At 45.1% G+C, this 26435-nt stretch carries 27 protein-coding genes and 2 tRNA genes; all 29 read left to right on the top strand.

Annotated features, from left to right (window positions below; genetic code table 11):
* Positions 1 to 265 precede the first annotated feature (265 nt).
* Positions 266 to 2227: a methionine--tRNA ligase gene (metG, locus tag BLT53_RS23445; RefSeq protein ID WP_090239562.1), complete on the top strand. Its 1962-nt coding sequence runs from the start codon at positions 266 to 268 to the stop codon at positions 2225 to 2227.
* Positions 2228 to 2432: 205 nt separating this feature from the next.
* Complete coding sequence (locus BLT53_RS23440; protein WP_090239558.1) at positions 2433 to 3200, top strand: TatD family hydrolase; 768 nt, start codon at positions 2433 to 2435, stop codon at positions 3198 to 3200.
* A 197-nt stretch (positions 3201 to 3397) separates the two neighbouring features.
* Complete coding sequence (locus tag BLT53_RS23435) at positions 3398 to 4630, top strand: G5 and 3D domain-containing protein (RefSeq protein WP_090239556.1); 1233 nt, start codon at positions 3398 to 3400, stop codon at positions 4628 to 4630.
* A gap of 139 nt (positions 4631 to 4769) precedes the next feature.
* Positions 4770 to 5327: a ribonuclease M5 gene (gene rnmV, locus BLT53_RS23430; RefSeq protein ID WP_090239555.1), complete on the top strand. Its 558-nt coding sequence runs from the start codon at positions 4770 to 4772 to the stop codon at positions 5325 to 5327.
* Positions 5324 to 6199 (top strand): 16S rRNA (adenine(1518)-N(6)/adenine(1519)-N(6))-dimethyltransferase RsmA, encoded by an 876-nt coding sequence (gene rsmA, locus BLT53_RS23425; RefSeq protein ID WP_090239554.1) that lies wholly within the window; start codon positions 5324 to 5326, stop codon positions 6197 to 6199. The genes rnmV and rsmA overlap by 4 nt, the downstream gene beginning before the upstream one ends.
* 85 nt (positions 6200 to 6284) lie before the next feature.
* Positions 6285 to 7160 (top strand): sporulation peptidase YabG, encoded by an 876-nt coding sequence (yabG, locus tag BLT53_RS23420; protein ID WP_090239552.1) that lies wholly within the window; start codon positions 6285 to 6287, stop codon positions 7158 to 7160.
* Positions 7161 to 7401: 241 nt separating this feature from the next.
* A complete protein-coding gene (gene veg / locus BLT53_RS23415; RefSeq protein WP_061975971.1) occupies positions 7402 to 7662 on the top strand; it encodes a biofilm formation stimulator Veg in 261 nt (86 codons plus the stop codon).
* Between the two features lie 118 nt (positions 7663 to 7780).
* A complete protein-coding gene (locus BLT53_RS23410) occupies positions 7781 to 7957 on the top strand; it encodes a small, acid-soluble spore protein, alpha/beta type (protein WP_090239549.1) in 177 nt (58 codons plus the stop codon).
* 128 nt (positions 7958 to 8085) lie between these two features.
* Entirely contained in the window at positions 8086 to 8985 is a 900-nt protein-coding gene (ispE, locus tag BLT53_RS23405) for a 4-(cytidine 5'-diphospho)-2-C-methyl-D-erythritol kinase (protein WP_090239546.1), read from the top strand.
* A gap of 118 nt (positions 8986 to 9103) precedes the next feature.
* On the top strand, positions 9104 to 9940 hold the full coding sequence (gene purR, locus BLT53_RS23400) for a pur operon repressor (protein ID WP_090239542.1): 837 nt from the start codon (positions 9104 to 9106) through the stop codon (positions 9938 to 9940).
* On the top strand, positions 9937 to 10314 hold the full coding sequence (locus BLT53_RS23395; protein ID WP_090239538.1) for a RidA family protein: 378 nt from the start codon (positions 9937 to 9939) through the stop codon (positions 10312 to 10314). The genes purR and BLT53_RS23395 overlap by 4 nt, the downstream gene beginning before the upstream one ends.
* Positions 10315 to 10480: 166 nt before the next feature.
* Positions 10481 to 10771 carry a septation regulator SpoVG gene (gene spoVG / locus BLT53_RS23390; protein ID WP_053356264.1) on the top strand — a complete coding sequence of 97 codons (291 nt, stop codon included), beginning with the start codon at positions 10481 to 10483 and terminating at the stop codon, positions 10769 to 10771.
* A 417-nt stretch (positions 10772 to 11188) separates the two neighbouring features.
* Positions 11189 to 12568: a bifunctional UDP-N-acetylglucosamine diphosphorylase/glucosamine-1-phosphate N-acetyltransferase GlmU gene (gene glmU, locus BLT53_RS23385; protein WP_090239535.1), complete on the top strand. Its 1380-nt coding sequence runs from the start codon at positions 11189 to 11191 to the stop codon at positions 12566 to 12568.
* Positions 12569 to 12620: 52 nt separating this feature from the next.
* On the top strand, positions 12621 to 13574 hold the full coding sequence (locus BLT53_RS23380; protein ID WP_090239532.1) for a ribose-phosphate diphosphokinase: 954 nt from the start codon (positions 12621 to 12623) through the stop codon (positions 13572 to 13574).
* 100 nt (positions 13575 to 13674) lie between these two features.
* A complete protein-coding gene (locus BLT53_RS23375) occupies positions 13675 to 14346 on the top strand; it encodes a 50S ribosomal protein L25/general stress protein Ctc (protein WP_090239529.1) in 672 nt (223 codons plus the stop codon).
* A 148-nt stretch (positions 14347 to 14494) separates the two neighbouring features.
* Positions 14495 to 15055: an aminoacyl-tRNA hydrolase gene (gene pth, locus BLT53_RS23370; protein ID WP_090239591.1), complete on the top strand. Its 561-nt coding sequence runs from the start codon at positions 14495 to 14497 to the stop codon at positions 15053 to 15055.
* 76 nt (positions 15056 to 15131) lie between these two features.
* Complete coding sequence (gene fin / locus BLT53_RS23365) at positions 15132 to 15362, top strand: anti-sigma-F factor Fin (protein WP_090239527.1); 231 nt, start codon at positions 15132 to 15134, stop codon at positions 15360 to 15362.
* A gap of 163 nt (positions 15363 to 15525) precedes the next feature.
* Positions 15526 to 19059, top strand: a complete 3534-nt coding sequence (gene mfd, locus BLT53_RS23360) for a transcription-repair coupling factor (RefSeq protein ID WP_090239524.1) — start codon at positions 15526 to 15528, stop codon at positions 19057 to 19059.
* 158 nt (positions 19060 to 19217) lie between these two features.
* A complete protein-coding gene (spoVT, locus tag BLT53_RS23355; protein WP_090239522.1) occupies positions 19218 to 19754 on the top strand; it encodes a stage V sporulation protein T in 537 nt (178 codons plus the stop codon).
* A gap of 363 nt (positions 19755 to 20117) precedes the next feature.
* Positions 20118 to 21707, top strand: coding sequence for a putative polysaccharide biosynthesis protein (locus BLT53_RS23350; RefSeq protein WP_090239505.1), 1590 nt, complete (start codon positions 20118 to 20120; stop codon positions 21705 to 21707).
* 2 nt (positions 21708 to 21709) lie between these two features.
* Positions 21710 to 23158 carry a bifunctional methyltransferase/pyrophosphohydrolase YabN gene (gene yabN / locus BLT53_RS23345; RefSeq protein ID WP_090239502.1) on the top strand — a complete coding sequence of 483 codons (1449 nt, stop codon included), beginning with the start codon at positions 21710 to 21712 and terminating at the stop codon, positions 23156 to 23158.
* Positions 23159 to 23272: 114 nt separating this feature from the next.
* Entirely contained in the window at positions 23273 to 23545 is a 273-nt protein-coding gene (locus BLT53_RS23340; protein WP_061975945.1) for an HU family DNA-binding protein, read from the top strand.
* Positions 23546 to 23827, top strand: a complete 282-nt coding sequence (locus BLT53_RS23335) for an RNA-binding S4 domain-containing protein (RefSeq protein ID WP_090239499.1) — start codon at positions 23546 to 23548, stop codon at positions 23825 to 23827. It begins immediately after the preceding gene.
* 100 nt (positions 23828 to 23927) lie between these two features.
* A complete protein-coding gene (gene yabP, locus BLT53_RS23330; protein ID WP_090239497.1) occupies positions 23928 to 24233 on the top strand; it encodes a sporulation protein YabP in 306 nt (101 codons plus the stop codon).
* Positions 24230 to 24832: a spore cortex biosynthesis protein YabQ gene (yabQ, locus tag BLT53_RS23325; RefSeq protein WP_090239494.1), complete on the top strand. Its 603-nt coding sequence runs from the start codon at positions 24230 to 24232 to the stop codon at positions 24830 to 24832. Before yabP ends, yabQ begins: the two co-directional genes overlap by 4 nt.
* A gap of 10 nt (positions 24833 to 24842) precedes the next feature.
* A complete protein-coding gene (locus BLT53_RS23320; protein ID WP_090239492.1) occupies positions 24843 to 25223 on the top strand; it encodes an FtsB family cell division protein in 381 nt (126 codons plus the stop codon).
* 66 nt (positions 25224 to 25289) lie between these two features.
* A complete protein-coding gene (locus tag BLT53_RS23315; protein ID WP_090239489.1) occupies positions 25290 to 25781 on the top strand; it encodes a S1 domain-containing RNA-binding protein in 492 nt (163 codons plus the stop codon).
* A gap of 361 nt (positions 25782 to 26142) precedes the next feature.
* A tRNA-Met gene (locus tag BLT53_RS23310) sits at positions 26143 to 26219 on the top strand.
* Between the two features lie 25 nt (positions 26220 to 26244).
* Positions 26245 to 26319 (top strand) — tRNA-Glu (locus tag BLT53_RS23305).
* Positions 26320 to 26435: the final 116 nt, after the last annotated feature.

Genomic DNA, 26435 nt, shown 5'->3' with positions numbered 1-26435 from the left:
CTGTACATCCTGTATACCTTGACATCACTTTGTGGTATTAGGTATATTTTGAGTGAAGAAAAGAGCATAATGAAAGTATTTACATAAAGTGATTTCGCACCTGCTTTGTATTTTATGTCCCAGAAGAAACATTTTTTTACACTTTTTCTGATTTACCCAATCGAATAGGTGCGCTTTATCCCACTTTTCCTGTAAATAACATGTCCCTCCTTATGCAGGGGCTTTTTTCATAGTTTATTAAATTTTTATACCGGAGGAATTTATTATGGGAGAAAAAACATTTTATATTACAACGCCTATATATTACCCCAGCGGAAAACTCCATATCGGCCATGCGTATACAACTGTTGCGGGTGATGCTCTTGCACGGTACAAGCGCTTAAAGGGCTACGATGTCATGTATTTGACAGGAACCGATGAACACGGCCAGAAGATTCAGCAAAAGGCAGAAGAAAACAATGTAAGTCCGCAGCAGTATGTGGATGAAATTGTTACAGGAATCAAGGAGCTGTGGGAAAAGCTTGATATTTCCTACGATGATTTCATTCGCACCACGGAAGACCGACATAAGGAAAGTGTTGAAAAAATCTTCAAACAGCTGCTTGACCAGGGAGATATTTACCTTGGCGAGTATGAAGGCTGGTACTGTACGCCATGTGAGTCCTTTTTTACGGAGACTCAGCTCGTTGACGGGAAATGCCCGGATTGTGGACGTGAAGTTAAGCGTGTAAAAGAAGAAAGCTATTTCTTTAAAATGAGCAAATATGCGGATCGGCTCCTTCAGTTTTATGAAGAGAACCCTGAGTTTATCCAGCCGGAATCCCGCAAAAATGAAATGATCAATAACTTTATCAAGCCGGGTCTGGAGGATTTGGCCGTTTCCCGTACGTCATTTGACTGGGGCGTGAAGGTTCCGGGCAATCCGAAGCATGTGATCTATGTGTGGATTGATGCATTGTCCAACTATATTACAGCTCTCGGTTATGGCTCTGAGAATGACGAGAAGTATAAACACTTCTGGCCGGCGAATGTCCATCTGGTGGGTAAAGAGATTGTGCGTTTCCATACCATCTACTGGCCGATCATGCTGATGGCTCTTGATCTGCCGCTTCCGAAAAAAGTGTTTGCGCATGGATGGCTATTAATGAAGGACGGAAAAATGTCCAAGTCCAAAGGAAACGTGGTGGATCCGGTTACGTTGATCAACCGCTATGGACTGGATGCCCTCCGCTACTATCTGCTTCGTGAAGTTCCGTTTGGTTCTGATGGAGTATTTACACCGGAAAGCTTCGTCGACCGGGTTAACCATGACCTGGCCAATGACCTTGGCAACTTGCTCAATCGAACGGTTGCCATGATCAACAAGTATTTTGACGGTACACTTCCTGCCTACCAGGGCAATGTAACAGATTACGATCAGAGCCTTGTTGATTTTGCTCAGGAGGCCGTCAAGAAAACAGAAGAATCTCTTGAAAACATGGAATTCTCAGTAGCATTAAGCAGCATTTGGCAGCTAGTCAGCCGTACGAATAAATATATTGATGAAACACAGCCGTGGATTTTGGCCAAGAACGAAGAAGACAAGGAAGCCTTGGGGTCTGTGATGTACCACCTGGCAGAATCCATCCGAATCGTCTCCATCCTTATTCAGCCATTCCTGACCAATGCACCTGCAAAGATCTGGAATCAGCTTGGCATCCAAAAAGGAGAGCTGACAGAATGGAATACAGTGTTTGAGTTTGGTAAGCTTCCTGGAGGAACAACTGTCCAAAAAGGAAACCCGATCTTCCCCCGACTTGAAACAGAAGAAGAGGTCAGTTATATTAAACAATCAATGGGGGGTGCTCCTGCAGCGAAAGAGGAAGAAAAAGCAGAGCCTCCTGTGGTTGAAAAGGAAGAATCCGCTGAGATTTCGATTGATGATTTCATGAAGGTCGATCTTCGGGTGGCACAGGTCATTGAAGCAGAACCGGTAAAGAAAGCGGACAAGCTATTAAAGCTTCAGCTTGACTTGGGCTATGAAAAAAGACAGGTTGTTTCAGGTATCGCAAAATTCTACCGTCCTGAAGACCTTGTCGGACAAAAAGTCATCTGTGTGACCAATCTTAAACCGGTTAAATTGCGCGGGGAATTGTCAGAGGGCATGATCCTTGCCGGTTCGGCCGGTGACAAGCTCACATTGGCAACCGTTGATCAAAAGTTGCCGAACGGTGCAAAAGTAAAATAGAACAGCGTCGAATGGGAAGCCTAAAAAGGCTTCTTTTTTTTGTATAAAAACGAAGAAAAAGAATGAAAAGGACAGATAAATCCCTATATTTACCGCTGAATTTCCAGTATGTAATAATTCTGTAATGCAATTGTTATACGTACGACTTGGTGTTATAGGACAAAGGTATGATAAACTGTGAAAGTGTTATGGGAGGGTTATCTTCATGTTTGATACACACGCACATTTAAATGCAATTCAGTTTGAAGAAGATCTTGAAGATGTGATTCAAAGAGCTTTGGATGAAGGAATTTCACATATCGTGGTTGTCGGGTTCGATCAGCCGACAATCAAAGGCGCTCTAAAATTGGCTGATACATATGATTTTATCTATGCAGCTGTAGGATGGCACCCTGTTGATGCGGTGGATATGACACCGGAGGATCTGCAATGGATCGAAAAACTTGCAGACCACCCGAAGGTCGTAGCCATTGGCGAAATGGGGCTGGACTATCATTGGGACAAATCACCGAAGGACGTGCAGCAGCGCGTGTTCCGGCAGCAGATTCAACTCGCTAAAAAAGTGAAGCTGCCGATTATCATTCATAATCGTGAGGCAACACAAGATGTGGTTGATATTCTGAGAGAAGAAGGAGCCGAAGAAGTTGGCGGAATTATGCATTGCTACAGCGGCAGTCTTGAAGTGGCGAAGGAATGCATAGAGATGAACTTTTATATTTCGTTTGGCGGTCCTGTGACCTTTAAAAATGCGAAAAAGCCAAAGGAAGTAGCCAAAGAGATTCCGATTGACCGCCTTTTGATCGAAACGGACTGTCCTTACTTAAGTCCTCACCCGCTCAGGGGAAAACGAAACGAACCATCCTATGTAAAGTATGTGGCGGAGGCCATAGCAGAATTAAGAGAAATGCCTTTGGAAGATTTAGTTAAAAAAACGACCGAAAACGCGAAGCGCCTTTATCAGATCAGCGACTGAGTGCCCGGTCAAATCAACGTTGAAAATCCAGCAATTAGCAAGGGAAGAGTGAAGGAAAAGATAGGGAGGCTTCCCCGCTCTTCCCGCCCTCATTCAATCGATTAGTGGGTGTTTGCCAATCAATTGAATATGAGGGGGGATTTGACAACGAAAAAATCTGCGATTATACTTCAATCTTTGTGAAGGGGGAATAGGACATGAACAGGAGCAAAGGAAAGCTTTTTTATGAATTTTTGACGAAAAATCTCGTATTGGCTGCTGCAGCTGTCATCGTTCTGGCTGTGACAACAGGTTTCGTAAGCTATGAAACTTCGAAAACAGATGTTTCCATCATGGTTGACGGAAAGAAGAAATCGTTTAGTTCGCACGCTGAAAATGTTAGGGATGCACTTTCTGATTATGGACTTAAACTGAACCGCCATGATGCGGTCACGCCAGGATTAAATGAGCCGCTTAAAGATGGAATGCAGATTGAATACACGCCTGCACACCGTGTGAACTTTACAGTTGACGGGGAAAAGCAGTCAGTGTGGTCAACAGCCGATACGGTAAAAGAATTTTTAGGTGAACGCGAAATGAACGTGAACCAGCACGATAAATTACAACCTGCATTAAATACACCAATTGAAGACAAGCAGGAAATCCACCTGCAGCAAGCCGTCTCTGTAGACCTTGTTGTTGGAGGCAAGAAAAAGCAAGTTTGGACCACCTCGACTACGGTCGCTGACCTTTTAAAGCAAGACAAAGTAAAATTGGGAGATCTTGATCGCGTGAAACCAGCGAAAAAGACCGAACTAAAAGACGGATTGAAGATTAACGTAACCCGGGTGAAAAAGGTCACCGATGTAGTGGAGGAAGATACACCGTTTGCCACGGTTAAACACCAAGACGGAAAGTTGGCAAAGGGCAAGGAAAAAGTAGTGAAAGAGGGCTCAAAGGGCCGGCTTTCCAAAAAGTATGAGGTCGTACTTGAAAACGGGAAGGAAGTATCCCGCAAGCTAAAAAGCAAAAAAACCCTGAAAGACAGCAAAGACAAAGTGATCGCTGTGGGAACCAAAGTCGCACCAAAACCACAACCGAAGCCGAAAGCAAAACCGGTTGTCGTATCCCGCGGAAAGAGCAGCCCGTCTTCCTCTGGAGACAAGGAACTGTATGTAACAAGCACGGCGTATACGGCAAACTGTGCAGGGTGCACCGGTAAGACCGCAACAGGCGTAAACTTGCATGCGAATCCGAATGCGAAAGTAATCGCCGTCGATCCGAGCGTAATTCCGCTTGGCAGTAAAGTTTATGTTGAGGGCTACGGTTATGCGGTTGCCGCCGACACAGGCGGAGCGATTAACGGGAACCGAATCGACGTATTCTTTTCCTCACAGTCTGCAGCCGAAAAATGGGGAAGAAAATCAGTAAAAGTAAAAGTTATTAAATAGAACATAATAGAAGGAAGCAGGGGAGAGGCGTCCAACCCGGATCGGCGGGTTTGGGTGGTGATCCTCTGCTTTTTATTTTCCTGAAAGGAAAGTAAGGGTATACTAGAAAGTAGTTTTTTGCATTATCTGGGAGGAAATTATGAAAATTAAAGAAGTGATTGTGGTAGAAGGAAAAAGTGATACCACTGTGATAAAGAATGCAGTCAACGCGGATACCCTCGAAACAAACGGCTCTGAAATCAGCGAGGAGACGATTGAGCAGATCCGGCTTGCCCAGGAAAAGCGGGGAGTGATCATTTTTACCGATCCCGATTACCCCGGTGAACGTATTCGAAAAATCATATCAAGCAACGTACCAGGCTGCAAGCATGCTTTTCTTCCGAAACAAGAAGCCATCGCAAAGAATAAAAGAGGGCTCGGTGTAGAGCATGCTTCCAAGGAATCCATCAGAGAAGCGCTCGATAACGTAAAGGAAGAGTATATTGAAGAAGTGGAACGGATTACATGGAATGATCTTGTTTCGGCCGGCTTAATCGGTGGGCCAAAGGCAAAGGCCAGAAGAGAAAAACTGGGAAGGCGATTAAGAATTGGATATATGAATGGTAAGCAGCTTCACAAGCGATTGATGATGTTTCAGATCACAGAAGAGCAGTTTGCTGATGCCATACTTGAAATACAACAGGAGGAGCGGGAATGATGAAGGATATCTCGAATCCGCAAAGCATGAAAGCCATATTGAAGAAACATGGCTTTACATTTAAGAAGAGTCTCGGTCAAAATTTCTTGATCGATCGCAATATATTGAATAATATCGTTGCTCAGGCCAACCTGACGGAACATTCTGGAGCAATTGAAATTGGACCTGGTATTGGTTCGCTCACTGAGCATATTGCCCGTCATTCACAAAAGGTAGTAGCATTTGAAATTGACCAGCGGTTGTTGCCCATTTTAAGTGAAACGCTCGCACCTTATCCTCACGTTCAAGTTATTCATTCGGATATTTTGGAAGCCGACGTGAATAAAGTGATTCAGGAGGAGCTTTCAGGCATTGAGGATATTATGGTGGTGGCGAACCTTCCTTATTATGTGACCACACCTATTATCATGAAGCTGCTTACCGAAAAGCTGCCCATCAGGGGTATTGTTTGCATGATTCAAAAAGAAGTTGCGGACAGGCTTGCTGCGAAACCGGGGACAAAAGAGTACAACTCCCTGTCTATTGCTGTCCAGTATTATGCAGAAGCAGAGACCGTCCTGAAGGTGCCGAAAACGGTTTTTGTGCCGGCTCCGAATGTGGATTCGGCTGTAATTCGTCTGACACTGCGTAAAGAGCCTCCGGTTCAGGTGCAGGATGAAGAATTCTTCTTTGAAGTGATTCGTTCTTCCTTTGCACAGCGACGAAAAACCCTTTGGAACAATCTGCTCAATAACCTTCCATTAAAAGAGAAGCGTGAAGAGCTCGAAAAGGTATTCCAGGCTATTGAGATTGACCCGAAACGAAGGGGTGAGACCCTGACCATTCAGGAGTTTGGCAAGCTTGCAGATGCATTGGCTCCTCTTTTAAAATGAGACTCATGTTTCGAATCCCGGTTACATATCTTTAATAAGAATATGGTAACTGGGATTTGACTTTTTCCCAAACAGGGGGAGTTTGATGAAACTTGAGATTGGTGCAGTGGTTGGCAGAACATCCTATAATTGTGATTTGTTGTTCCGCATCGTAGGTTTTAATGAAGATAAAACAGTGGCTGACCTGGCAGGGGAAGAAATGCGTCTCTTGGCTGATGCTCCTGTCGCTGATCTCGTGGCCATGTCGCAGCAGCAGCAGCATGAAAGACGCCAGGAAGGCCAGGCAAAGGAAGAGTCATCTTATAAGCTGTTCCGGCAGGATTATTATCTGCTCCGGCAAAAAAGGGAGTACCTCTCAACGAACGGTTACGAATATGATCAATCTTATTTTGAACTGCCCGGACGGGTGCTGCATGTGGACGGTGATCCTCTTTACCTCAGCAAATGCCTGGAACTATACAAACGGCTGGGTGTTCCGGTGTACGGAATTCATATCAAAGAGACGGAGATGCCCGAGAAGGTTCCGGCCCTTGTAGATGAGGTCCGTCCCGATATTCTCGTCATTACCGGACATGATGCGTATATGAAAAGCAAAGGGTCCATTGAGGATATGCAAGCCTACCGCCATACCAAGTTTTTTGTTCGCACGGTCAGGGAAATCCGCAGAAAGTACCCGCAGCTCGACCATCTCATGATATTTGCCGGTGCCTGTCAATCCCATTTTGAATCATTAATCAAAGCAGGAAGCAATTTTGCAAGTTCACCAGCGCGAATTAATATTCATGCGCTGGACCCGGTCTATATTGTTTCAAAGATCAGTCTTACGTCATTTATGGATCATGTGAATGTGATGGACGTCCTCAGAAACACCCTTACGGGAAGGGAAGGCCTGGGCGGGGTTGAAACGAAAGGCTTCTTGAGGACTGGCATGCCAATCAAATCACAGACCTATATGCAATAAAAAGGCTTCCAGCCTGCAAAGAGCAGCCTGACTTATGCTGCTCCTCGCTGGGGCTTTTTTGTGTTTTTTGTAAAGTTTTTTGGTGTTCATACATAATTTTTACATTTACCCACATAATAAAAGTGAAAAAAAGGATAATTTTTCATTGACATCCGAACTTCAAAATTGCTATAATTTTAGTTTTAATTTGACAAAAAGTAGCGATTTATGTTACAATTTGTCTAAGTGAGGTGGAGCCGATATGGGTAAAACAATAGTGGACATTAGACGAATTTTGGAGTCTAACGTGGGTAAAAGACTTTCTCTGAGAGCTAACGGAGGCCGTCGTAAAACGATTGAGCGACTTGGTACCTTGGAGGAAACATACCCTGCCGTATTTATTATTAAACTGGATCAGGACACCAACGCTTTTGAACGTGTTTCTTACAGCTACGCTGACGTATTAACGGAAACCGTTGAACTTACTTTCTTAGAAGAATCCCAGGTGGTTAGCGGGCAGTAAGAATTCTTACTGCTTTTTTTTATGCCTTTTTTCAAGCAGCCTATTTATACATAACGATACCCCAATCGTAAAATACTAATCCATATCGCTTATTTTTTTAATGAGAGGGGTTTGCATCATGAGCAGAAGGCGTGGAATGATGTCTGAGCAATTCAAGATGGAGCTTGCCAAAGACCTTGGGTTTTATGATACGGTTCAGCAGGAAGGCTGGGGCGGCATCAAGTCCAAGGATGCAGGCAATATGGTGAAGCGTGCAATTGAAATCGCACAGCAGAACCTATCCCGACAACAATAAATATGCGAGTGCCGGAGCCATGCTCCGGTTTTTTTGTAGACCCTTAGCCGCAGTCTCTTTTCTATATAGAGGCTGCTCCCGATTTGTGATAGTATCAAATTATATATTAATGATATAGGGGAATCTTTATGAATGATAAAAAGATATCCATCAAAGCTCCGGCAAAAATCAATTTGTCGCTTGATGTTCTCGGTAAGCGGGAAGATGGGTACCATGAAGTTAAGATGATTATGACTACAGTGGATCTGGCGGACCGTGTAGAACTGACCCTCCTTGAGGAAAATAAAATTACGATTGAATCCACAGGCGGATTTGTGCCCCTTGACCAGCGGAATCTAGCTTATCAGGCGGCAATGCTGCTGAAAGAGACGTTTGGAGTAAAGAAAGGTGTCGGAATACATATTTCCAAAAATATTCCGGTCGCCGCCGGGCTGGCAGGGGGAAGCAGTGATGCCGCCGCAACGCTGAAGGGCCTGAATGAACTCTGGGATCTCGGACTGACGCTTGATGAAGTAGCTGTCCTCGGCGCAAAAATCGGTTCTGATGTTTCTTTTTGTGTGTATGGCGGTACAGCCATTGCAACCGGAAGAGGAGAACATATTGAGCACATTAAACCGCCGCCGCCTTGCTGGGTGCTCCTGGCCAAGCCGCCAATCGGGGTTTCCACAGCTGAGGTGTACCGAAAGCTCAATGTTCAAAATATCGAGCATCCCGATATTGATGCGATGGTTCAGGCAATCGAGAGCTATGATTACGAGGCGGTCTGCAGGGAGCTCGGGAATGTTCTTGAAACGGTCACTCTACCACAGTATCCGGAAGTGAAACAAATTAAGGATCAAATGCACCGGCTTGGAGCAGACGGTGTGCTGATGAGCGGCAGCGGCCCTACCGTATTTGGGCTGTTTCAGCATGAATCCCGGGTGAACCGTGTCTATAATGGATTGAGAGGATTCTGTACGGAAGTTTATGCTGTACGTCTATTGGGTGAAGGGCAGGAGGACTTTAAGGACTCCGCTCGGGAAAAATAGTGAATTAGAACAATCATTTAAATTCCCGCTTAATTTTAATGATTTCCATTTCTTTGTTGATAAAAACCGTATGAAAATGGTATATTAACTTCAAATATTCGGTTTTTGGAGGAAAAGGATGAAATTAAAAAGAAGCGGGAGAATGGTTGATCTCACCACCTATTTATTGCAGCATCCGCATCAGTTAATTCCACTGTCTTATTTTGTGGAACGGTATCAATCTGCCAAATCATCCATCAGTGAGGATTTGGCCATCATCAAGGAAAACTTTGAATACCAGGGAATCGGCTCAATCATGACCGTTGCCGGTGCGGCAGGCGGTGTAAAATACATTCCGTCGATTTCAAAGGAAGAAGCATCTGCCATCATCCATGAAATCATCGATATGCTCGAGGATCCTGAACGGCTGTTGCCCGGGGGATATTTATATTTAACAGATATCATCGGCAATCCAAACCTGGTCAATCAAGTGGGACGCCTGTTTTCCTCTGTCTTTTCCCACCAAAAGATTGATGCTGTCATGACTGTGGCAACCAAGGGAATACCACTCGCTTATGCAGTGGCATCGCAGCTTAATGTTCCTGTAGTGATCGTAAGAAGCAACAGCAGGGTTACAGAAGGCTCAACGGTAAGCATCAATTATGTTTCCGGTTCCACAAAGCGCATCCAGACGATGGCACTGGCGAGAAGAAGCATCCAAAAAGGCGCCAATGTCCTGATCATTGATGATTTTATGAAAGCTGGCGGAACGATTCGTGGCATGATTAGTCTGATCAAGGAGTTTCAAGCTGAAGTCGCAGGAATTGGCGTGCTTGTGGAAGCGCAGGATGGGGCAGAACGACTGGTTGACGATTACGTGTCACTGACCAGGCTGGCAAGCGTTAATGAAAAAGAACAGCGAATAGAGGTCGAAGAAGGGAATTATTTCAACCAAAAGGAGACGAGCGAACAATGAATAAGGTACAGACTGAGAAAGCACCAGCAGCCATTGGGCCATATGTACAAGGAATGGTTGTAAACAATCTTTTTTACAGTTCGGGACAAATTCCATTGACTGCAGAGGGGGAACTCGTTCGGGGAGGTATTGACGTCCAAACTCACCAGGTATTCAAAAATCTGGCTGCCGTGCTGGATGCAGCAGGCTCTTCCTTTGACCAGGTTGTGAAAACCACCGTCTTTATTAAAAATATGGATGACTTCGGCAAAATCAACGAAATCTACGGAGAATATTTCTCGGACCATAAACCGGCCCGCTCTTGCGTGGAAGTGGCACGTTTGCCAAAAGACGTTCAAATTGAAATCGAAGTGATTGCACTCGTGAGGTCCTAAGAAGGACCATCTAGAAGATAGGAAAATAGCACCTTTTCATTTGAAGAGGTGCTATTTTTTATTTCACAAAATTTTTTAAAAATTTTCATATTAATAGAAGGATTTTGCAAGGAAATGAAGAAATGTTGTTATACGTTCTTATTTATGGAAAAAGGTGGTGTTTGGAATGGAAGTGACTGATGTACGACTAAGAAGGGTGAACACTGAGGGCCGAATGAAAGCGATTGCTTCAATTACAATCGATCATGAGTTTGTTATTCATGATATACGTGTGATTGATGGAAACAACGGAATGTTTGTTGCTATGCCTAGCAAAAGAACGCCGGATGGAGAATTTAGAGATATTGCACACCCAATCACGTCGAGTACACGCGAGAAGATCCAAAACGCGGTATTGACGGAGTATCACAGAATGGGTGAAATGGAATCTGCTTTTGAAGAAGCAGGAGCATCCTGATAATTAATGATTAAAAGAACTCCTTACCAAAATGGGGTTCTTTTTTTTAGCGTTCTTTACGTCCGTTTCACCGTCTTCCTTCCAGATTGCACCAGCCCCTTTCCATTTTCCTGCAAAAATACAAGGAACGTATTGTGGTCGAAAACTCCAACGTCTGTCGCTTTTGAGCAAGGCGCTTCCGCTTTTTAACGAATCCAGCTCCAGCGCCTAAAAGCTCTGCCGTTTCGCTTTCTCACAAAATACAGAAGAACGTATTGTGTTCGAAAACTCCAACGTCTGTCACTTTTGAGCAAGGCGCTTCCGCTTTTTAACAATCCCTTGACAACTTCTTCACATTTCTTGAAATGGCTGTGATTATAAGATATATTCGTAATGGAATATTACCAGAATAATAGTAAATACTAGTGGAGGTCATTTATGAGTAATCGCTATGCAGTAGTGTTAGCTGCAGGTCAAGGAACAAGAATGAAATCCAGTCTATATAAAGTACTACATCCTGTCTGCGGCAAACCGATGGTACAACATGTGGTCGATCAAATCTCTCAGCTTAACATGAAGAAGATCGTAACAGTGGTAGGCCACGGAGCTGAAAAAGTAAAAGACCAGCTAGGAGACGCTTCAGAGTATGTTCTTCAGGAAGAGCAGCTTGGAACGGCACATGCTGTAATGCAAGCGGAAGAAACGTTGTCCAACGAGGAAGGCATTACGCTCGTGGTATGCGGAGACACGCCTCTGATTACTGCAGAGACCATGCAAAAACTGATTGATGAACACCAGGCCGCCGATGCAAAAGTCAGCATTTTGACTGCAAAAGCCGAAGATCCTGCAGGCTACGGCCGGGTCCTTCGCAATGGAAGCGGAACGGTTGAGCGGATCGTTGAGCACAAAGACGCAACAGATGAAGAGAAACTGGTGCAGGAAATCAATACAGGAACCTACTGCTTCGATAACAAGGCCTTATTTGAGGCTCTTTCTTCTGTAAACAATGATAATTCCCAAGGCGAATATTACCTTCCGGATGTTATTGAAATCATTCAAAAGCAGGGGGAAACCGTAGCAGCTTACCAAACGCCGTCATTTGATGAAACGCTAGGTGTTAATGACCGTGTGGCACTTTCGCAAGCAGAGAAAACGATGAAAAAACGAATTAATGAAAACCACATGAGAAATGGTGTCACACTCGTGGACCCGGATCAGACTTATATTTCTGCAGATGCAGTCATTGGCAGGGATACCGTTATTTATCCAGGCACCATGATTACCGGGACATCCCGAATTGGCGATAATAACATCATTGGCCCAAACAGTGAGATCAAGGACAGCACGATTGGAAATAGCAATTCCATTAAGCAATCAGTGGTTCACGACAGTGAAGTGGGCAATGAAGTCAATATCGGCCCATTTGCTCATATACGGCCGGCTTCTTCCATTGAAGACCAGGTTAAAATCGGTAACTTTGTAGAAGTAAAGAAATCAGTAATGGCCCAAGGCAGCAAAGCATCCCACCTTACCTATGTGGGAGATGCAGAAATTGGCAGAGATGTTAACCTCGGCTGCGGCACAATTATGGTAAACTATGATGGGGTAAACAAACACCTCACCAAAGTGGAAGACGGTGCATTCATTGGCTGTAATTCAAATTTGATTGCTCCTGTGACAGTTGGGAAAAATGCGTACGTAGCTGCTGGTTCAACCATTACGGAAGATGTTCCTTCAGAAGCACTTTCGATTGCCAGAAGCCGTCAAACGAACAAAGAAAATTATGTTTCCAAATTCAAAGACAACAATAAAGCGTAATGCTTTCAAAATAATTGAGCAAGCAGTTAAAAAACGGAAGGAATAGGTGTTAATGGCTACTAGTTATGTTGATTCTACGTTAAAGGTTTTTACGTTAAATTCCAATATCGAACTCGCCCAGGAAATTGCAAAGCATATCGGTATTGATCTTGGAAAAAGCTCTGTCACTACCTTCAGTGATGGGGAAGTTCAAATTAATATTGAAGAAAGTATCCGCGGCAGCGAGGTTTATATTATTCAATCGACAAGCGCTCCGGTGAATGAGCATCTTATGGAACTTCTTATCATGATTGATGCACTCAAGCGTGCTTCGGCTAAAACGATCAATGTGGTTATCCCATACTACGGATATGCACGCCAGGACCGTAAAGCGCGTGCCCGTGAGCCCATTACAGCAAAACTAGTAGCAAACCTTCTTGAAACCGCTGGTGCAACAAGATTGATTACAATTGATCTTCATGCTACCCAAATTCAAGGCTTTTTCGATATCCCGGTGGACCAGCTTCTTGGTGTTCCGATTCTTGCCAATTATTTTGAAGACAAAAAACTTGAAGATATCGTTGTCGTTTCACCGGACCACGGTGGTGTGACACGTGCCCGTAAATTGGCAGACCGCCTGAAAACTCCGATCGCTATCATTGATAAGCGCCGTCCGCGCCCGAATGTGGTAGAGGTCATGAATATTGTTGGTAATATTGAAGGCAAAACAGCCATTTTGATTGACGACATTATTGATACCGCCGGAACGATCACGCTTGCGGCAAATGCACTTGTGGAAAATGGGGCGAAGGAAGTTTATGCTTGCTGTACCCACCCGGTGCTTTCAGGTCCGGCCATTGAGCGTATTCAAAACTCGCGCATCAAAGAGCTTGTTGTTACCAACACGATCGTATTGCCAGAAGAAAAACGCACGGATAAAGTAACACAGCTTTCTGTGGCACCGTTGCTTGGTGAAGCAATTATTCGTGTGCATGAGCAGCTATCAGTTTCTAAATTGTTTGATTAAGGCCAGGCTTTTTTCGCCCAGGTTTTTTGCTTGCTTGTTTTAAACTTCGATAAATAGGGTAATTCTTATAGAGACTTATATTTAGGAAGGGTGAAATAATATGGCAACAGAACTCAAAGCCAATCAACGAAATACCACAAAGCGTTCTTATATCACTCAACTAAGGCAAAATGGAGATGTGCCTGCAGTAGTGTATGGAAGCGGCACAGAACCTCAGTCAGTAGCGGTTACTGAGACCGAATTTATAAAAGTATTAAAAGACCAGGGACTTAACGGGGTAATTTCCCTTAATACCGATGGTAAAAAACAGTCCGTTATGGTTCAGGAAATTCAACGGGACCAACTGAAAAATGAAGTGACACACGTTGACTTCCTCGTTGTAGACCTTAAGAAGGAAATCGAATCCGATGTGCCTCTTACGGTTACAGGGGAATCACCGGGAGTGAAAGAAGGAGGCGTTCTACAGCGTATCCTTCATACGGTAACGGTTAAAGCCAAGCCGAATGACTTCCCGGATCACATCGAAGTCAATGCTGAAAATCTTAACATCGGGGATTCCTTCCTCGTGAAAGATCTTGCAACCTCATCCGCCTACGAAATTATGGATGATGAGGAAGAAGTGGTTCTTACGGTAACACCTCCGACTGTTGCTGAAACCGAAGATGAAGACGCAGAAGATGCGGAAGAAGCTGAAGCGGATGCAGGCGGAGATGCAGAAGGTAAAGCCGTGGATGAAGAAGACAAAGATAACGGTGATGGAACAAAGGAATAAGATCGCCTTAACCATACTCGAACGGTGCAGCATACAAGCTGCACCGTTTGTTTATGATATAAGGTTTCTTGATTAATGAGTGAGAGTGTTTCGTGTATAATAAAAGTAACAGAAAAGGGCTTTTCTTTGAGAAAGTGAGGATTTCATGGTGAAATGGTTTGTAGGTCTCGGCAACCCAGGCCGGGAATATGAAAAAACCCGCCACAATGTCGGGTTTTGGGTAATTGATGAATTGTCACAGCGTTTCAATATTCCGTTAAACCAAACAAAGTTTAGAGGTATATATGGAACGGGTGTTATAAACGGAGAAAAAGTTTACCTGTTGAAGCCTATCACATATATGAATTTATCGGGTGAATGCGTTCGTCCTTTTATGGATTATTTTAAGCTGCCAGTCGAGGACATGGTTGTGATTTATGACGATCTGGATACTCCGGCAGGAAAGCTTAGGTTAAGGGAAAAGGGAAGCGCCGGAGGGCATAATGGAATGAAGTCCATCATCGCCCATATCGGTACACAGGAGTACAACAGGGTCAGGTTCGGCATCGGCCGTCCGAAAAACGCCCAGCCTGTTCCCGACTATGTATTGAACCCTTTTTCAAAGGAAGATGTTCCTGTTGTCGAGAAGACAGTGGAACGCTCCGCGGACGCCTGTGAAGCCTTTCTTTCCATGCCATTTACACGTGTCATGAATAAGTACAACGGCTGAATAGAAACCCCCTATTCCGTTCATAATGGTAGTAACATATCATATGCTAGTGAACCGGATAAGGGGGCTGAAAAACGTGGCTATTCATTATCAGTGCCGCCATTGCGGAAAGCACATCGGGCGTTTGGATCATAACGGTCTGACAGCCGAGCAGCTTGGCTTTCATGAGCTGTCCGCGGAAGACAGGCAGACGATGATTGAGTATGACAAGCAAGGTGAAATTCACGTCAAAACTATTTGCGAGGATTGTCATGAAGCGCTCGACAGAAACCCGGATTATTATGCGCTCCATTCTTTTATTCAATAAGAAAGACGCTTTGGCAGCAAGCCAAGGCCTTTTTCTATTTACAGGGCGTAAGGGAATACTTGGCGTGTAAAAGGGGAAAAAAGCAAGAAATACGAAGAAGAAGCATATACAACATAGTACTGAGGAATACGGAGAATTGTATTTCGTCAGGGGGGAGGTTTACATGTTAGGATTGAAGCAGCATTATCGCCAAGGCGATGATTTTCAGGCGGTATTGACCGGCCTGAAGGAGAATTTGAAGGAACAGCTTGTGGCGGGACTGTCCGGATCAGCAAGAACACTGCTGATTGCCTCTTTATATGAAGAGACCGGCAAAACCCAATTTGTGATTACCCACAATTTGTACCAGGCTCAAAAGCTGTATGAGGACCTTTGCAGTCTTCTTCCGGAAGAAGATGTTCTACTGTATCCCGTCAATGACCTTATTTCTTCGGAAATAGCCATTGCGAGTCCGGAATTAAAGGCACAGCGCCTGGAAGTATTGAACTTTTTAACTTCTCGTGACAAGGGTGTTGTGATTGCCCCGATCGCCGGAGTACGGCGTTTTTTGCCGCCAAAAGAGGTTTGGAAAACGTCCCAGCTGCATTTTAAAACCGGAATGGATATAGACGTTGAACACGTTTTAAATACATTGATAGCGATCGGTTATGAGCGGGTGAGCATGGTATCAGCCCCAGGAGAATTCAGCATGCGGGGTGGCATTCTCGATATTTATTCATTAACCGAACAGATGCCTGTCAGGATTGAGCTCTTTGATACGGAGATTGATTCCATCCGTTATTTCGAGGCGGATACACAGCGATCCGATGAAAAGGCAGAAAAAATCACCATCGGTCCTGCACAGGAAATCCTGCTTTATGATGAACAATTTGATGGTGTCGTTAACAAGATGGAAGCGGGGCTCGCATCCACGCTGAAAAAGGTAAAAGACAAGCAGGTGAAAGAATCCCTTGTCGAGCACATGAACTATGAAATGGGACAATTCAAGGAAAGGCAGCGGTTTCAGGGGATGTATAAATATATTTCCCTGTTTTATGATGAGCCGGCCTGTCTTTTGGATTATGTACCGGATGACAGCATCATTGTTATGGATGAAGTGAGCCGTGTGGAGGAAATGTCCAATCAGCTTGAAAAAGAAGAAGCCGAATGGCACACCTCCATGCTGATGCAAGGTGAGATTCTTACAGATATCCGTCTGTCGCAGGACCGCGACATTCTTCTGCATACCTCTTATCAAAAAATCTACCTTTCTCTTTTCTTGCGCCATGTTCCACATACGAATCCACAAAACATTTTGAATGTGGAAAGTAAAAGCATGCAAAATTTTCATGGACAGCTTAATGTACTGAAGGGTGAGCTGGAACGATGGAAAAAAACGAACTATACAATTGTCTTTCTTGCGGCAAATGAGGAACGGGCAAAGCGTCTGGAACGGGTGCTTGCGGATTACGATATGGATGCAAGCGTGATTTCAAGCGACAAAGCGTTGAAGCCGAAAGTGAACCAGATTGTGATTGGAGACCTTTCCAGCGGCTTCGAATCGCCCAAGCAAAAGCTTGCGGTGATTACGGAAGAGGAAGTTTTCACAAAGAAAGCAAGGCGTCCCGTCCGCTCTCAAAAGATGTCCAATGCCGAGCGGATCAAGAGCTATTCAGAGCTTAAGGTTGGAGATTATGTTGTCCACGTGAACCACGGGATCGGAAAATATCTGGGAATTGAAACCTTGGAGATCAAAGGCGTTCACAAAGATTACCTGCATATCCGATATGCGGGCAACGATAAGCTTTACGTGCCGGTTGAACAAATCGACCAGGTGCAGAAGTTTGTCGGTTCTGAAGCAAAGGAACCGAAAATTTACGCACTGGGCGGCAGCGATTGGAAGAAGGTTAAGAACAAGGTTAAGTCCTCGGTGCAGGATATTGCCGATGACTTGATCAAGCTGTATGCGGAGCGGGAAGCAAGCGTCGGCTATGCCTTTGGTAAAGATGGTGCCGAACAGCAGGAATTCGAGTCCTCGTTCCCGTACCAGGAAACAGACGACCAGATCCGGGCCATCAACGAAATCAAAACCGATATGGAACGTACCCGGCCGATGGACCGCCTACTGTGCGGAGACGTGGGATATGGAAAAACAGAGGTCGCGATTCGTGCTGCATTTAAAGCAGTTATGGACGGCAAACAGGTTGCCTTTTTGGTACCGACGACCATCCTGGCACAGCAGCACTATGAAACCTTCCGCGAACGGTTTGCCGAATTCCCGATAACGATCGGATCACTCAGCCGGTTCCGTTCAAAAAAAGAACAAACGGAAGTGACAAAAGGAGTGAAGAACGGGACGGTGGATATTGTCATCGGTACACACCGCCTTCTTTCCAAGGATGTCCAATACCATGACCTCGGCCTTCTTATCATTGATGAAGAGCAGCGGTTTGGTGTGACCCACAAGGAAAAGATTAAACGGCTAAAAGCCAATGTTGACGTATTAACGTTAACGGCGACACCAATTCCGAGAACCCTCCACATGTCAATGCTGGGTGTCAGAGATCTGTCGGTTATTGAAACCCCGCCGGAAAACCGTTTCCCTGTCCAGACGTATGTGGTGGAATATAATGCCTCGCTTGTCAGAGAGGCGATTGAACGCGAGCTCGGACGTGGAGGACAGGTTTACTTTTTATATAACCGTGTCGATTCCATCGACCGGATGGCCGAGCAGATTTCGTCTCTCATACCGGATGTTAAAGTCGGTGTTGCTCATGGCCAAATGTCGGAAAACGAGCTGGAATCCGTTATGCTAGATTTCCTTGAAGGCAACACAGATGTTCTGGTGTCCACGACCATCATTGAAACCGGTGTGGATATTCCAAACGTGAACACATTGATTGTTTATGATGCTGATAAAATGGGGCTTTCCCAGCTGTACCAGTTGAGAGGACGTGTCGGCCGTTCCAATCGTGTCGCTTACTCCTACTTCACCTACCAGCGGGATAAAGTGCTGACGGAAGTAGCAGAAAAAAGACTTCAGGCGATCAAGGAATTTACCGAACTCGGTTCTGGATTTAAAATTGCCATGAGGGATTTAACCATCCGCGGAGCAGGTAACCTGCTGGGAGCGCAGCAACACGGGTTTATTGATTCTGTCGGATTCGATCTCTATTCCCAAATGCTGCAGGAAGCCATTGAAGAACGAAAAGGCGGAACACCGAAGGCAGCGGCGCCTGTTATCGATATTAACGTGGAAGTGGATGCTTATATTCCTGCTTCCTATATTGAAGACAGTAAGCAAAAGATTGATATGTATAAGCAATTTAAAGCGGCCAGCTCTCTGCAGGATGTGGATGAGCTCCATGACAGCCTGATCGACCGTTTTGGCGATTATCCGGTAGAAGTGGAATGCCTGCTGTTAATTGCACGCATCAAAGAGCTGGCCAAGCGGGAGAAAGCGGAAAGCATCGAACAAAAGGGCGATACGGTAACAATTCTCCTGTCAGCAGAAGCAACAGAAAAAGTGGATGGAGCCAAACTGTTTGAGATCGTCAATAAAATCGGCCGCTTCATCAACCTTGGTGTGGAAAAAGAAAAGCTCAAGATTGTATTTAACAAAAAACGTATTTCCGACAAAGAGCTGCTTCAAGCAATGGAGAAAGTATTGAAAAGGTTAAAAAGCGTAAAGAAGGATAAGGCGAAGGCAGGATCGTAAAAGAGGATAACCCCGGCTAAAAAACAAAGTGCTTTTTATGCATAGAACTCGCAAGGTAACAAATAATAACAGCAGAGAATGGAACAATCTCCAAAAGAAGGTTTCATTTATGCAATACATCCAGTGATTACATCTTGTGAAAGCGAGGGCACTATTCAATGAAAGCAACAGGCATTGTACGCCGTATTGATGACCTTGGCCGGGTTGTTATTCCAAAAGAGATTCGCCGCACGCTTCGTATCAGAGAAGGCGATCCTTTAGAGATTTTTGTAGACCGGGACGGGGAAGTCATCCTGAAGAAGTATTCGCCGATTAATGAGCTTGGCGATTTTGCGAAAGAATATGCAGAATCCCTGGCTGACAGCTCTGGGCATATGGTTCTCATCGCTGATCGCGACTCGTATATTGCGGTGGCGGGAGGATCCAAGAAGGATTATTTGAATAAAGGAATCGGGAAGGTCGTAGAGACTTCCATGAACGACCGTAAGTCGGTGCTTGAGGCCAGCAGCACGGACGTGGAAATGGTTGACGGAAATTCAGAGTCTTCATCTTATGTTATTGCCCCCATCGTAGCCAGCGGCGACCCAATTGGTGTTGTCACCCTTCTATCGAAAGAAGGCAAAAAAATGACAGAGCTTGAGCAAAAGCTTGCAGAAACAGCAGCCGGCTTTCTTGCCCGGCAAATGGAACATTAAAAGAAGGGTGCCTCGGCTCCTTCTTTTTTGTCGTCTTTCGTGCGCTTTTCATCTCTAAACGGTCACTTCAGCTTTTCCTGATCCAGCTTCAGCCGCTAGAGACTCGATCATTTCGGCCTCCTGCAGAAAACAAAAATCGTTTTATGCAGAAGTCCTCCAATGCTTGTCGTCTCTTAACAGCGGCTTCAGCTTTTCCTGATCCAGCTTCAGTGACCAGAGATTCGATCGCTTCGCTCTCCCGTTTCAACACAAAAAGCGTGTTGTGACGGGAGTGCTCCAGCGCTTTTCATCTCTAAACGGTCACTTCAGCTTTTCCATGCTATAATACGTTGTACGTTATGTTATTTTTTGTTAGGAGAAGGTATGGACGATCAATCGAAACAGATATGGCAGGGTGCGGTTGTGCTGGCGCTTGCCATGGTTATTGTAAAAATATTGAGTGTGGTTTATCGCATTCCTTATCAGAATATAACGGGGGATACCGGCTTTTATGTGTTTCAGCAGGTGTACCCTTTTTACGGGATAGCTTCAACCTTTGCTTTGGCGGGATTCCCGGTTGCGCTGTCCCGCATATTGTCTGAATCGGGAGAGATGGCAGCCCATCGGGAAAAGTTGGTTCAGGAGGCGTTTCCCGCGTTTTTGGCTGCGGGCATCCTTTTGTTTGTTTTGCTTTTCTTCGGCTCTGCCCACATTGCCAGCTGGATGGGTGATGCCCGTTTGCAGCTGCCGATTCAAGCTACATCCTTTATTTACTTGCTTGTGCCGTTTGTGGCCGTGTTCAGAGGGGTTTTTCAAGGCGCAGAACAGATGAAGCCGACGGCCTGCTCCCAGGTGGTTGAACAGTCCGTCCGTGTTTTGTGCATCATTGGTTTTTCCTATTACTTTATGTCGCAGGGGTACAGTGTCTATACAGCAGGTGCAGCTGCGACCACAGGCTCTGTTGTAGGGGCGCTGGCGGGGCTTCTCGTCTTGTTCCTCTTTTTCCGTAGGGAGCAAAAGGAACAAAGAGGGATGCGCCCTCGCTTAACTTTGCCTGGAAAAAGCAGTGTTCAGCTGCTGTCTGCAGGATTGCTGCTGTCCCTTTGCTCCATGATCCTGCTGCTGTTTCAGCTCGCTGATGCGTTTACCTTTGTCAATTTTCTCGGTAAAAGTGGTATCGTTTTAGAGAATGCCAGGGAAATAAAAGGCATTTTTGATAGAGCACAGCCTCTTCTTCAACTTGGAACAGTGATCGCAACGTCGCTTTCCCTCGCCGCTGTCCCAGCGGTGGCAGCGGCAAAAAGGCGTGGAGATGCTGCAGGTGTACGCAAAATCTGCGGCCTGTCGATCAAGGTTGTTTTTATTATTGGACTGGCTGCAGCTGCTGGCCTTGCGGTCATTATTGAGCCGGTCAATACCATGCTGTTTGAAAATAAAGAGGGATCCCTTGAGATCGCTGTGCTCGGAATATCGATTTTGCCGGTCTCTTTGTTCCTGACCTCAACTGGCTTGCTTCAAGGGCTTGGATTGACCGTTTATCCTGTCATCAGTGTTTTACTGGCATTTTTACTTAAAATTGCTGGAAATGCCGTTCTGATGCCGTCTTTTCATGCGCTAGGAGCAAGTGCTGCTACCGTTTTTGCATCCTGTTTGGCAACAGGCATTAACCTCTTTTTTCTTGAAAAAAGGACCGGGTTTGCCACAGTGGAGAGGTTTTATGGGGTGCGCATTGGAAGTGCAGTCGCCCTTATGGCAGTGTCAGCCTGGCTCGCCAAATCAGGATTAGCTGCAGTGCTGCCCGAGACCCGCACAGCCAGCGCCGTCATTTCCCTGGGCTCCAGTGCAGGAGGGGGAATCGTGTTGTTAGCCGCATTGCTGCTGGCCAAGGTGTTTAGAGCAGATGACCTTATGCGTATTCCCAAATTACAAAAAATCCGGCATGTAATGAGCCGCTGGAAAGAAAGAAGGAGTTAACCGTGTCTCATACAATTACCATCGTTGGTTTAGGAGCAGGAGATCTTGAACAGCTCACCCTGGGAGCATACCGTCTGCTGCAGAAGACGGATCATTTATATGTCCGCACAAAGGATCATCCGGCAGTAGAGGAGCTTCAAAAAGAAATCCGCATGACTTTTTTTGACGACATCTATGAAAAACATGATGGTTTTGAAGCGGTTTACCGGGAGATTACCTCTGTCCTTTTTGAAAAAGCTACTGAAAAAGACATCGTCTATGCAGTTCCGGGGCATCCGCTTGTAGCCGAGCAGACGGTCCAAATCCTGCTAAAAGAAGCAGAGGGCAAGGGAATCCAGGTGAAAGTCGCCGGAGGAAAAAGCTTTCTGGATGAAATGTATACGGCTTTGAAGATTGATCCAATTGAAGGGTGCCAAATACTGGACGGGACTAGTTTGAAGAAGGAGCAGATCCAGGTTCGCAACCATCTTATTATTGTTCAGGTGTATGACGGGTTTATTGCGTCTGATGTAAAACTGACGCTCATGGACAAGTACCCTGACGATTTCGAAGTTGCGGTCGTGACAGCTGCGGGAAGTGCCAGCGAGTCCGTTCACTATGTTCCGCTGCACGAATTGGACCGGTCGGTGGAACTTAACAACCTGACAGCGGTTTATGTTCCGCCTGTTAGTGATGACAGCATGCTGTTCAAGGACTTTGAACATTTGCGTGGTGTTATTGCCAAATTGCGCGGGCCCGACGGCTGCCCATGGGATAAAAAGCAGACACATGAATCCCTTAAACGCTATTTAATAGAAGAAGCATATGAGGTTATTGAAGCCATCGATGAAGAAGACGATGAGCATCTGGTGGAAGAGTTGGGAGATGTGCTGCTTCAGGTGCTGCTGCACGCCCAGATCGGAGAGGATGACGGCTATTTTTCCATTGACGATGTAATTTCCGTCCTTGCTGAGAAAATGATCCGGCGCCATCCCCATGTTTTTGGTGATGTTGAAGCAGAGACAGCGGATCAAGTACTGAAAAACTGGGAGGAAATCAAGTCAGCCGAAAAGGGCAATGCCCACCGGACCTCTCTTTTGGACGGCGTGGCCAAAGGATTGCCTGCCCTTCATAAAGCTTATGATTATCAAAAAAAGGCAGCAAAAGCCGGTTTCGACTGGGATGAGATAACGCCGGTCGTAGACAAGCTAAGAGAAGAATTTGACGAATGGAAAACTGCACAGACCGATGAGGAACGCAAAAGGGAGTTTGGGGACATGCTGTTTACCATGGTCAATCTTGGCCGCTTTTATGGCATTCATCCGGAAGAGGCCCTGTCCTTAACGAATCAAAAGTTCTGCCAGCGGTTCCGGTACATTGAAACGGAGCTTGCGAAGGAAGGGCTAACTCCTCAGGACACAACGCTTGAGAAGATGGATAAACTCTGGGATCAGGCGAAAGAAAATTTATAAAAGCCGGAAGGAATCTCTTTTTCCTTAGAGAATATTGTTTCAGAGCAAGCAGAACCCTTAAGTTTTCTGGACCTTATCCGAATCTTTTGAAAGAATGCTAAGGAGGCTATTAAAATGAACAGAAATGAACTAGTTACCAATATTGCAGAAAAATCAGGTTTAACAAAGAAAGACGTTGAAGTGGTTGTAAGTGGACTTGTTGATGAAATTACAGAGGCGCTTAAGAGCGGAGATAAAGTACAATTTGTTGGATTTGGAACGTTCGAAACGAGAGAGCGTTCTAGCCGTACAGGACGCAATCCTCAGACCGGGGAAGAGATCAGCATCCCTGCGTCAACGGTTCCTGCTTTCCGTCCGGGAAACAAACTTAAGGAAGCTGTAAAGTAAATGCGTCTGGATAAATTTCTTAAAGTCTCCCGATTGATTAAACGCAGGACGGTGGCGAAAGAAATTTCCGATCAAGGGCGAATTGCCATTAATGGCAAACAGGCAAAATCCTCTTCGGTTTTGAAAGCCGGAGATGAACTCAAGATCCGCTTTGGCCAGAAGCTTGTCACTGTCCGTGTGGATGAGCTGAAAGAGTTCACGAAGAAAGAGGATGCTGCCGGGATGTATACCATCATCAATGAAGAATCACTTCAATCAACGGAAGAAGGGCCTAAATTTTAGGCTCTTCTTTTTAATTGGGCAGGTTTTTGATTCTTAAAATGTGGCCTGTTCTAAAGTTGTCCCCCTTTTCATAAACATATAGCGAAAGAGGGGGATTAAAATGGACCAATACTATGATTATGGCTCATTAAATAAAAACACGAACCCGGATCATGATGTGAAGATGGTAGGACGGAAGAAGCTGGAGATCACTGGTGTGAAACAGGTGGAGAGCTTTGATAACGAAGAATTCCTTCTTGAGACAACGATGGGGTTTCTGGCCATTCGGGGTACAAACTTGAAAATGAAAAACCTGGATGTGGAGTCAGGCATGGTGTCCATTGAAGGAAAAGTGTTCGATCTGGTCTACCTGGACCAGCAGAGCGGAGAAAAAACTAAAGGATTCTTTGGCAAGCTCTTCAAATGACCCTTTCTGTACAGTTTCAAACCATGCTGGCTATGGCAGCCGCGGGAATCTGGATCGGAATGGCCATTGATACCTATGGCCGCTTCGTCCATGAACGCCGGAAATGGTACTGGCTGCATTTTATCAATGACACCATCTTTTGGCTGCTGCAGGCCCTGATTGTATTTTATGTGCTCCTTCATGTAAACCATGCCAATCTCCGTTTGTATGTTTTTATTGCCCTTCTGTGCGGCTTCAGTATGTACAAGGCCCTTTTTCAGACAAGCTATAAAAAGGTGCTGGAAGTGCTGATCACGTTAATAAGCAATTTGTATCGTTTTTTTGTCCGGCTCCTCTTTGCTCTTATCATTTATCCGGTAAAATGGGTCATCTCGATTATTTTTGCGCTGGGTCTATTGGCTGGACGCTGGGTCTGGGCCCTTGTCCGGATCGTTCTTAAAATCATTTTTTTGCCGGTAAATTGGTTATTTAGCCTGATTTTACGTTTCATTCCCAAGCAAACATGGTATAATTTAAAAGGTAATTGGCTAAAAAAAGCAGGGATTCTTATTTCTCTGAAGAATACAGTCAAAAATTGGTTCCGCAAGAAGGAGAAATAGGAGGTTATACATGGTCCAGTTTAATAAAGAGAACATCACTGAATTAAATACGGGCTACGTGAAGGAACATCATCTCCAGCAAAAGATTGACGCAAAGAGGAAACGTGGTTTATACCGCAGGCTGGCGGCTTTCCTGGTCATTTTTTCAGTTCTTGCGTTTGCCATGCTTTCAACCATCACATCACAAATGTCTACCCTTGCAGAGAAAGGGAAGCAGGAAAAGCAGATGAAGTCCAAGTTAGCGCAAACGAAGGAAAAGAAGGCACAACTGAAAGAGGAAGCGCATAAACTAAAAGACGTTGATTATATCGGGGAAATCGCGCGGCGTGATCTATTCATGTCCAAGAAGGGGGAGATCGTGTTTAAAACACGCGAATCTTCGTCTGATTGACATCCCGAATTTCACCCATGTATAATAAAGTAAACTTATGAATACCTAAGGAGGAGCATTTTCTTCATGTCAATTGAAGTAGGCAGCAAGTTGCAAGGTAAGGTTACAGGGATTACTCATTTTGGAGCGTTTGTCGAGCTGCCAGGAGGAACTACCGGACTTGTGCACATTAGTGAAGTTGCAGACAATTATGTTAAAGACATCAATGACCACTTAAAAGTCGGAGATGAAGTCGAAGTTAAAGTCATGAATATCGAAAAAGATGGCAAAATCGGCTTATCCATCAAGAAAGCAAAGGATAATCCGGCACCGACGAGAAGCAGCTACGGAGCGAACAAAGGAAACTATGGCGCACCGAAAAGCGGTGGATTTGGACCGTCAAAAGGCGGATTTAACAAACAGCGCAAAGGTTCACCTCGCGGCAATGGTGGTTTTAACACGGCTGTAACATTTGAAGATAAAATGAGTAAATTCTTAAAAGACAGTGAAGACCGTCTGGCAACATTAAAACGCCAAACTGAGTCAAAACGCGGCGGACGCGGAGCGCGCCGAGGCTAACAAGCTGCTGATTTGAATGCTCAAGCTTTACGACCTTATACTATATATCCAAGGCTTCTCTTGAAAAAGAGAGGCCTTTTCTTTTTTTTACCAGACAGCCTTTAGAGGCTTAACTTCCGTTCAGATGCTCGCTTTTACCGGGGCAGCGGCTTCTTGCGGCATCGTTACATGGCATAAAGCAAATGTGATGTTCATTTTTCGAGGATCCATAAAGATTTTTTACATAGGATTCCCCGGTGGAAAGCTCTTAAGCAGATCCTTTGCCAAAAATTGTGCGGATTCAACTTTTTCTTAATTTCTTTTTAAAAAACGTTGACAGGGGGCATGGGTTCTTGTAATATACTATTTGTGTCTTTAACATGGCGGTGTAGCTCAGCTGGCTAGAGCGTACGGTTCATACCCGTGAGGTCGGGGGTTCGATCCCCTCCGCCGCTACCATTTTTTCTACAAAAAAGCACAAGTTGGCCCGTTGGTCAAGCGGTTAAGACACCGCCCTTTCACGGCGGTAACACGGGTTCGAATCCCGTACGGGTCACCATTTTTTTTCGAAGAAAAAAACTCATACATAGAATGATACACCCTGCATTTTGAGGAGAAGCCCTTCTCTGCAAATGCAGGGTTTTTTTGTATTTGTACATGCAAATACATGATTTT

Origin of the sequence: Fictibacillus solisalsi, from assembly GCF_900103485.1 — a bacterium.
GTDB classification, from domain to species: Bacteria; Bacillota; Bacilli; order Bacillales; family Fictibacillaceae; genus Fictibacillus_C; species Fictibacillus_C solisalsi.
The sequence above is the reverse complement of the archived record's forward strand: the minus strand, read 5'-3'. Positions and strand labels throughout refer to the sequence as shown.

Coding starts and splice junctions, on each gene's coding strand:
- yabQ (WP_090239494.1), top strand. CDS start 24,230: ATGACCCTTTCTGTACAGTTTCAAACCATGCTGGCTATGGCAGCCGCG.
- ispE (WP_090239546.1), top strand. CDS start 8,086: ATGAATGATAAAAAGATATCCATCAAAGCTCCGGCAAAAATCAATTTG.
- veg (WP_061975971.1), top strand. CDS start 7,402: ATGGGTAAAACAATAGTGGACATTAGACGAATTTTGGAGTCTAACGTG.
- yabG (WP_090239552.1), top strand. CDS start 6,285: ATGAAACTTGAGATTGGTGCAGTGGTTGGCAGAACATCCTATAATTGT.
- BLT53_RS23340 (WP_061975945.1), top strand. CDS start 23,273: ATGAACAGAAATGAACTAGTTACCAATATTGCAGAAAAATCAGGTTTA.
- metG (WP_090239562.1), top strand. CDS start 266: ATGGGAGAAAAAACATTTTATATTACAACGCCTATATATTACCCCAGC.
- rnmV (WP_090239555.1), top strand. CDS start 4,770: ATGAAAATTAAAGAAGTGATTGTGGTAGAAGGAAAAAGTGATACCACT.
- spoVT (WP_090239522.1), top strand. CDS start 19,218: ATGAAAGCAACAGGCATTGTACGCCGTATTGATGACCTTGGCCGGGTT.
- spoVG (WP_053356264.1), top strand. CDS start 10,481: ATGGAAGTGACTGATGTACGACTAAGAAGGGTGAACACTGAGGGCCGA.
- BLT53_RS23375 (WP_090239529.1), top strand. CDS start 13,675: ATGGCAACAGAACTCAAAGCCAATCAACGAAATACCACAAAGCGTTCT.
- rsmA (WP_090239554.1), top strand. CDS start 5,324: ATGATGAAGGATATCTCGAATCCGCAAAGCATGAAAGCCATATTGAAG.
- mfd (WP_090239524.1), top strand. CDS start 15,526: ATGTTAGGATTGAAGCAGCATTATCGCCAAGGCGATGATTTTCAGGCG.
- BLT53_RS23435 (WP_090239556.1), top strand. CDS start 3,398: ATGAACAGGAGCAAAGGAAAGCTTTTTTATGAATTTTTGACGAAAAAT.
- BLT53_RS23395 (WP_090239538.1), top strand. CDS start 9,937: ATGAATAAGGTACAGACTGAGAAAGCACCAGCAGCCATTGGGCCATAT.
- purR (WP_090239542.1), top strand. CDS start 9,104: ATGAAATTAAAAAGAAGCGGGAGAATGGTTGATCTCACCACCTATTTA.
- BLT53_RS23410 (WP_090239549.1), top strand. CDS start 7,781: ATGAGCAGAAGGCGTGGAATGATGTCTGAGCAATTCAAGATGGAGCTT.
- yabP (WP_090239497.1), top strand. CDS start 23,928: ATGGACCAATACTATGATTATGGCTCATTAAATAAAAACACGAACCCG.
- BLT53_RS23335 (WP_090239499.1), top strand. CDS start 23,546: ATGCGTCTGGATAAATTTCTTAAAGTCTCCCGATTGATTAAACGCAGG.
- BLT53_RS23320 (WP_090239492.1), top strand. CDS start 24,843: ATGGTCCAGTTTAATAAAGAGAACATCACTGAATTAAATACGGGCTAC.
- BLT53_RS23315 (WP_090239489.1), top strand. CDS start 25,290: ATGTCAATTGAAGTAGGCAGCAAGTTGCAAGGTAAGGTTACAGGGATT.
- glmU (WP_090239535.1), top strand. CDS start 11,189: ATGAGTAATCGCTATGCAGTAGTGTTAGCTGCAGGTCAAGGAACAAGA.
- BLT53_RS23380 (WP_090239532.1), top strand. CDS start 12,621: ATGGCTACTAGTTATGTTGATTCTACGTTAAAGGTTTTTACGTTAAAT.
- BLT53_RS23440 (WP_090239558.1), top strand. CDS start 2,433: ATGTTTGATACACACGCACATTTAAATGCAATTCAGTTTGAAGAAGAT.
- BLT53_RS23350 (WP_090239505.1), top strand. CDS start 20,118: ATGGACGATCAATCGAAACAGATATGGCAGGGTGCGGTTGTGCTGGCG.